The 6,755-nt window shown below is 33.0% G+C and carries 7 protein-coding genes; 4 read left to right on the plus strand and 3 right to left on the minus strand.

Going from position 1 to position 6,755, the window contains the following annotated elements; translation table 11 throughout:
• The first annotated feature begins 185 nt into the window (after positions 1 to 185).
• Positions 186 to 671, plus strand: a complete 486-nt coding sequence (locus HMPREF3267_RS05325) for an immunodominant staphylococcal antigen IsaB family protein (RefSeq protein WP_002460985.1) — start codon at positions 186 to 188, stop codon at positions 669 to 671.
• 461 nt (positions 672 to 1,132) lie between these two features.
• Positions 1,133 to 2,113, plus strand: a complete 981-nt coding sequence (gene sph, locus HMPREF3267_RS05330) for a sphingomyelin phosphodiesterase (RefSeq protein WP_172952962.1) — start codon at positions 1,133 to 1,135, stop codon at positions 2,111 to 2,113.
• A 107-nt stretch (positions 2,114 to 2,220) separates the two neighbouring features.
• Here sph and HMPREF3267_RS05335 read toward each other — a convergent pair whose 3' ends face one another.
• On the minus strand, positions 2,221 to 2,775 hold the full coding sequence (locus HMPREF3267_RS05335) for a TetR/AcrR family transcriptional regulator (protein WP_062078369.1): 555 nt from the start codon (positions 2,773 to 2,775) through the stop codon (positions 2,221 to 2,223).
• Positions 2,776 to 2,952: 177 nt separating this feature from the next.
• Here HMPREF3267_RS05335 and HMPREF3267_RS05340 point away from each other — a divergent pair, with 177 nt between their 5' ends.
• Positions 2,953 to 3,867 carry an alpha/beta hydrolase gene (locus HMPREF3267_RS05340; protein ID WP_062078367.1) on the plus strand — a complete coding sequence of 305 codons (915 nt, stop codon included), beginning with the start codon at positions 2,953 to 2,955 and terminating at the stop codon, positions 3,865 to 3,867.
• 21 nt (positions 3,868 to 3,888) lie between these two features.
• Positions 3,889 to 4,527, plus strand: a complete 639-nt coding sequence (locus HMPREF3267_RS05345; protein ID WP_062078365.1) for an SDR family oxidoreductase — start codon at positions 3,889 to 3,891, stop codon at positions 4,525 to 4,527.
• Between the two features lie 421 nt (positions 4,528 to 4,948).
• Here HMPREF3267_RS05345 and HMPREF3267_RS05350 read toward each other — a convergent pair whose 3' ends face one another.
• Complete coding sequence (locus HMPREF3267_RS05350; protein WP_002460979.1) at positions 4,949 to 5,929, minus strand: tRNA dihydrouridine synthase; 981 nt, start codon at positions 5,927 to 5,929, stop codon at positions 4,949 to 4,951.
• Positions 5,930 to 6,379: 450 nt separating this feature from the next.
• Positions 6,380 to 6,445, minus strand: a complete 66-nt coding sequence (locus HMPREF3267_RS12850; protein WP_095658920.1) for an epsilon family phenol-soluble modulin — start codon at positions 6,443 to 6,445, stop codon at positions 6,380 to 6,382.
• Positions 6,446 to 6,755 lie beyond the last annotated feature (310 nt).

A 6,755-nucleotide genomic window follows, 5' to 3' on the forward strand; every position in this document is an offset into this window, starting at 1 on the left:
TTAGTTAAACTATTATAGTAATCTGAAAGAAATCAATTATATAAAACACCGACTCTTTTTTTAATTATATTACGCATTTTACATTGTAATTGGCAAAAGATAAATTTTTGTTTGTAATATTCTTGAAATATTGTTACATTAATGTAACAATAAAACTGTAACACAATTAATGAGGAGGGTTTTTTATGAAAAAAGTTTCTAAAATTATTTTAGCTAGTAGTCTTGTTTTGGGCTTTTCCGTAACGCCCGAATTATTTAATGTAACTCAAGCACATGCGCAAGAATCTGTTAAACCTTATTATAATTATAGTGGTTATACAGCATATCAAAGTCGGTTTATACTGGATAAGAATTTTAAAAAATCTTTAAAATTCGATACTTTCAAGATGAATGGTTATAAGATTACTAAAAATTCATCAGTTAAAAATCATAAAAATTTATATGATCAAACATATTATTGGGTTTCTAATCATAAAGCTAATGGTGTTTTTTTCTCACTAGATGGCAAATCTGTTAGTAAAAAAGAATTAATTAAACATTACGGGGAACCAAAATATTATTCTTCATCAGCATGGGGAAAAGAATGTACTTATAAAATTGGGAACAAAGATGTAAGATTTTATGTTGATAAAAAGGGATATGTAATTAAATGTCAAATAATTAGTGAGTAGAATGATTTTTATGTTAAAGCATGGGATTAAGTAAATGGATGTTACTTAGTCTCATGTTTTATTATTTAGAGCGTTTTTTTGTCTTAATGCTCAGTTTACAGCTTTTTTCTTATTAGTAGTATTAACCTTTATGATATTTTAAAAACTTATGCTTTCAATTTCTTTCTGAGTGATTTAAGTATTAAAGCATCGGTAAATCAATCGTTTTCAGCTTTATAATAAATGACAAGATGACGTTTAACAGCATCTAGATACTTATCACAAATACTACCAGCCCCGTGACTAGACTAAATTTGAATATAATTAGATAACGCTTTAATACTTTCAATAGAATTAAACAGAATATTTAGGTTTTAATTTTTTATTAAAATTTTATTTAGTTATAGTAATTTTTAAAAATAACTTTATTTCATTTGTTATAATCATTGCATCAAATGAAATGAGGTGTATAAATGATGTATTTGGATTGGCAACGTAAATGTATCATAACTACGGTGGTCGTATTGAGCAGTTTATTATTAGTATTTTCATCAATTACATATGCTAGCGAACGCAATACTGAAGACAGCCTTAAAATTACAACACATAATGTTTATTTCTTGCCTACAGCAATATATCCTAATTGGGGGCAATCTCAGCGCGCTGATTTAATTTCAAAAGCGGATTATATCCAAGGTCAAGACGTTGTAATTTTAAATGAATTATTTGATCACAAGGCATCAAATCGGCTTTTAACAAATTTAAAATCACAATATCCTTATCAAACGCCAATTGTTGGTCAAGGTACAGAAGGTTGGCAAAAGACATCTGGATCTTATAGAAAATTGAAAAAAGTGAGCGGTGGCGTTGGTATCGTGAGTAAATGGCCAATCGTACAACAAGAACAACATATTTACAAAAATGGTTGTGGCGCTGACAGTGTAGGCAATAAAGGCTTTGCATACATTAAAATTAATAAAAACGGTAAATACCAACATATTATTGGAACGCACCTTCAAGCAGAAGACCCAGTATGTATGAAAGGGAAAGATCAAACGATTAGACAGAGTCAAATGGAAGAAATCAAACAATTTATCAAAGATAAAAATATTCCAAAAGATGAACCCGTATATATCGGCGGTGATTTAAATGTCATTAAAGGTTCATCGGAATATCAGAAAATGTCTGATAACTTGAATGTTTCAATGCCTAAACAATACGAGGGCAACGCGTATAGTTGGGATACACAAACTAACGGCATTGCGAATTATAATTATCCTAAATTAGAGCCGCAACATTTAGATTATATTTTACTAGATCGAGACCATGCACAACCAAGTTCATGGCATAATCATACACACAAAGTGAAGTCACCAGAATGGTCTGTAAAATCTTGGGGTAAGACTTACCGATACAATGACTATTCAGACCATTATCCAGTTTCTGCATATGCAGCGAATTAACATTTTTATATTTGCATTAAATTGTTAAATTTTAATATTTAAAATGGGAGCTATACGGAGATCAAAGTTCAAAATTGATTTCTCATATAGCTCCCTATTTTTTACTTTTAGGCTAAATCATATAAAGATAACAATCGTGATACGTGTAAAGGTATTTTTTCTTGTTCTTGTGTGTTATCACTGCTGTTTAGATAGCTGTCTAGTAAGCCGATTATACCGTTACTGATAAAGTTAATATATAAATGATAATCTAGCCCTTTATCAGTAGCGACTGTTGTCGGTACTTTTTTCTTAAATTCTTCTTCAATAAAATGAAGAAGTTTTTTCTTATAACTTGAAGCGTTACTAATATTGAAAAGTTTCATGAAAAAAGACCTATTGTTTTCGAAAAACTCAAACCATAATTGTGTACCTTCTTGTAGACCGAGCCGTTTTTTAGCTTCACAAATTTCTTTGAGCTCCGTAAGCTTTTCTGATACGACTTGGTCTAGTAAATCATATTTATCAATATAATGGAGATAAAATGTTTTTCTCCCAACTTGAGCATATTCTGTAATTTCTTTAATTGAAATTGTGTCAAAATCTTTTTCGAAAAAAAGTGTAATAAAGGCTTTGTTTATGCTTGCTCTTGTTTTAACGACACGTAAATCCTTGATATTCATTGTGAATCACCCCTACTTAAGACCCATTATCAGCAATTTGTGTAGTAACACACAGATGTGGCTATATATTAATTGAAAGACTTAATTAATTACTCTACCATGGCATTATACACACAAGAGTAATAAAAATCCACAGAGAATTAATTTTATATATATATAAAATGGAGGAATAAAGTTATGAAGCAATCAGTTAATTTCAAAAGTAAAACGAACTTACTAGCAGCTCATTTATATACACCTGAACAATTTGATGAAAGTAAAACGTATCCTGCAATTACAGTGTGTCATCCAGGTGGGGGTGTTAAAGAACAAACTGCGGGTATGTACGCAGAGAAACTTGCTGAATTTGGTTATGTGACTGTGGTCTATGATGCTTCTCATCAAGGTGAAAGTGAAGGTTCACCTAAATATTTAGAAGATCCATTTGCGAGAACAGAAGATGTGAGAGCTTCAGTTGATTATCTTACAACATTAGACTTTGTAGATAATGATAGAATTGGTGCCCTTGGTATTTGTGCTGGTGGTGGTTATACAGTCAGTGCAGCAAGAACTGAACGTCGTATCAAAACACTAGCAACAGTAAGTATGGTTGATATTGGTGCATTATTCCGTAAAGGGCCTGGCGATGTGATATCCATAGAAGATCAACTAAGCTTCATGACTCAAGTTGCTGATCAACGTACAGAAGAAGCAAGTGGTGCTGACTATGCATATACAGGTTATGTGCCAGAAGAAATTGATGATGCTATGCCTGAAAATTCAACAATGGTGCAAGGTCATGATTACTATTTAACTGAACGTGGTTATCATAAAAATGCACCAAACAAAATCTTATTAAGAAGCTTTTCTGAAGTATTAACATTTGCGCCGTTCACGTATATTGATGAACTGTTAACACAACCATTTTTAGCAATTGCAGGTACAGAAGCGGACACTTTTGAGTACAGTGAGGAAGCAGTTGAAAAAGCAGCTGGAAATGACAACGAATTATATAAAATAGAAGGTGCATCACACGTCGATTTATACGATATACCAGAATATGTCAATCAAGTACTACCAAAACTTGAATCATTCTATAAAGAAACACTATAAATTTAAAAGGGTGGTATAACAATGACTCGTATTTTAATTATTGGTGCTAGTGGTCAAATATCACAAGAGGCCATTGACTTATATTTGCAGAACACAGATTTTGATTTAACGCTATTAGCAAGAAACAAATCGAAATTACCTGACTATGATTCAAATAGAGTGACAGTCATTGAAGGTGATGCGACAGATAAAAATGCTGTTTCAAATGCTTTAGAAAATGTAGATACTGTGTTTGTTAGTTCTACCGGAGATACTTTAGGAGACCAAGCTAAGACCATTATTGAAGCAATGAATGATAATGGTACGAAACGTTTAATCTTTGTCACTGCGCTTAATACGCTTCATGAAGTTCCAGGAAAATTTGGTAAGTGGAATGATGAAAATATCGGCCCGTATCTTGGACCTTTTAGAGAAGCAACTGAAGCCATTGAAAATTCAGATTTAGACTACACAATATTCAGACCGGCTTGGTTAACGAATTATGATGAAATAGATTATGAAGTAACACAAAGAGATGAACCTTTCAAAGGGACAGAGGTTTCTCGCAAAAGTGTTGCAGATTTAGCAGTTAAAATTTCTCAAAATCCAAAACGACATTCAAAAGAAAATATTGGATTAAATAAACCGAATACAGACGGCGACAAACCTAGCTGGATGTAAATGTAATTAAAATGTTTTAATGCTGTTATAATCAATAGTTATAAAGTAAGAAAAAGCGACTACTTTGCTTTCTTAAAGTAGTCGCTTTTTGCGAGCAAGCAGTGATTCTATTTAGCATGTTTATCATTTCTATCATATATCAGCATACTCATTGCAACTGCAACGGCTATCTAGATCATCATGACATGTTTGTTCTCGATAAATATAATCTTTACGAGATAAGGCGCATTCAACTTTGTCACAGAACCATTTTTAAGCTATTAAGTCCGCTAATTGAATTTAAAGAACGTGCACCTTTATTTTTATCGTAAATGAACTTCTTCATCGTGCCCAAGACATTTATGTTTCAGCTTAAGTCATGCGATAAATCATAAAATTTTAAAGGGATAAAAAAGCTTAACCTTATTTATACCGCTGTATATTAAGACTCTACCTCATCGTGTCTTTGGGCTTCAAATGCATCAAGTAATGCGCGGGCTTCGTCTGTGGTTTGTGTGTCCATGAGTTGATGACGTAGTTGGCTAGCGCCTTTAATGCCACGTACGTAAATTTTAAAGAATCTGCGTAAACTTTTGAATTGTTGCGTTTCATCGCTAGAATGTTTGTCGAATAATGTTAGGTGTAATCTAAATAGGCTTAAAAGTTCTTCACTCGTATGTTCACGTGGTTCTTTTTCAAAGGCAAAGGGATTGTGAAATATGCCTCTACCAATCATGACACCATCAATACCATATTTGGTTGCGAGTTCCATACCAGTTTTTCTATCTGGAATATCTCCGTTAATTGTTAACAATGTATTTGGTGCAATTTCGTCGCGCATATGCTTGATGGCTTCGATTAATTCCCAGTGTGCATCTACTTTACTCATCTCTTTACGCGTACGGAGGTGAATTGATAAGTTTGCGATGTCTTGTTCGAAGACGTGTTTTAACCAGTCTTTCCACTCATCAATATCATAATAGCCAAGGCGTGTTTTAACGCTTACTGGTAAACCGCCCGCTTTTGTTGCTTGAATAATCTCGGCTGCGGTTTCGGGACGTAGAATCAAGCCAGATCCTTTACCTTTTTTGGCAACATTTGCTACGGGACAGCCCATATTCAAATCAATCCCTTTGAAGCCCATCTCAGCCAAACCGAAACTCATTTCTCGGAATTGCTCAGGTTTGTCACCCCATATATGCGCGACCATAGGCTGCTCATCTTCACTAAATGTTAAGCGCCCGCGTACGCTGTGGATCCCTTCAGGATGACAATAGCTTTCAGTATTTGTAAATTCAGTGAAGAAGACATCCGGTCTTGCTGCTTCACTCACTACATGACGAAAGACGATATCTGTCACGTCTTCCATAGGCGCCAAAATAAAAAATGGACGTGGCAATTCACGCCAAAAGTTTTCTTTCATAATATAATTAAACCTTCTTCTTTATTAGTATCTCGAATTTTTATGCATGATGATATTACCACAAATGATGAACTTATACAAAGGGAATTTGAAAAGGCACAGGCTTTAAAAGGGATGCCTACGGGGAGTCTAAAATACGTATGTGCACATCATAATTCTAGCGCAATATAAATGATGGGATATTGTAATTTAACTTTTGAGGATAAGTGTGAAGTGATACTTTAAGGGTTTCTCATATGATCATAATTAACTGATAAGTAGAAGCGGATAATCAATGACGAAGTTTTGGTATAAAGGATGTCATGTAGATAGGATGATATGAAGAGAAAAAAGTTGAAAATTGGTTAAATAGTTAGCGCATATTATTAACTAGTGATTTAGGCCGCACGACAAACCACCCGAGTGAACGGGCGGTTTTGAGCTCTTTTGACATCAAATCGCTACTTTTAATTATTTGTTGCCAAATAATTTTTTAATGAATTCGATTACTTTTTTAATTAAATTTACGATAAACATTTGACTCACCTCCCGTTATTTCTTGAGTTAATTGTATAATGAATCGCGCTTTATTTGTTTAATAATTCATAATACATAAAAAACTATACATATATGTAAAAAAACAAAATTCATGATAACAATTAAGAATACTTTTATGTTAAAAATTCAACATCAAATATAAAATAAATTCAAACAAGCTTGATAGTATTTTTGTGGAACGATTTGAAAATGGAGATCATCTGCTACATATAGCAGAGTGACAGCATGCATGGTTATTAAATTATTGAGGTGTCTGCATATTTTCAATTCAGTCAACTACTGCCAATAT

The sequence above is a fragment of the Staphylococcus sp. HMSC62D11 genome (assembly GCF_001839145.1).
GTDB lineage: Bacteria > Bacillota > Bacilli > Staphylococcales > Staphylococcaceae > Staphylococcus > Staphylococcus lugdunensis.

What these genes read in the sequence shown, in the direction of transcription:
- HMPREF3267_RS05325 (WP_002460985.1), top strand. Translation starts at nt 186, where the DNA reads ATGAAAAAAGTTTCTAAAATTATTTTAGCTAGTAGTCTTGTTTTGGGC.
- HMPREF3267_RS05335 (WP_062078369.1), bottom strand. Translation starts at nt 2,775, where the DNA reads ATGAATATCAAGGATTTACGTGTCGTTAAAACAAGAGCAAGCATAAAC.
- HMPREF3267_RS05340 (WP_062078367.1), top strand. Translation starts at nt 2,953, where the DNA reads ATGAAGCAATCAGTTAATTTCAAAAGTAAAACGAACTTACTAGCAGCT.
- HMPREF3267_RS05345 (WP_062078365.1), top strand. Translation starts at nt 3,889, where the DNA reads ATGACTCGTATTTTAATTATTGGTGCTAGTGGTCAAATATCACAAGAG.
- HMPREF3267_RS05350 (WP_002460979.1), bottom strand. Translation starts at nt 5,929, where the DNA reads ATGAAAGAAAACTTTTGGCGTGAATTGCCACGTCCATTTTTTATTTTG.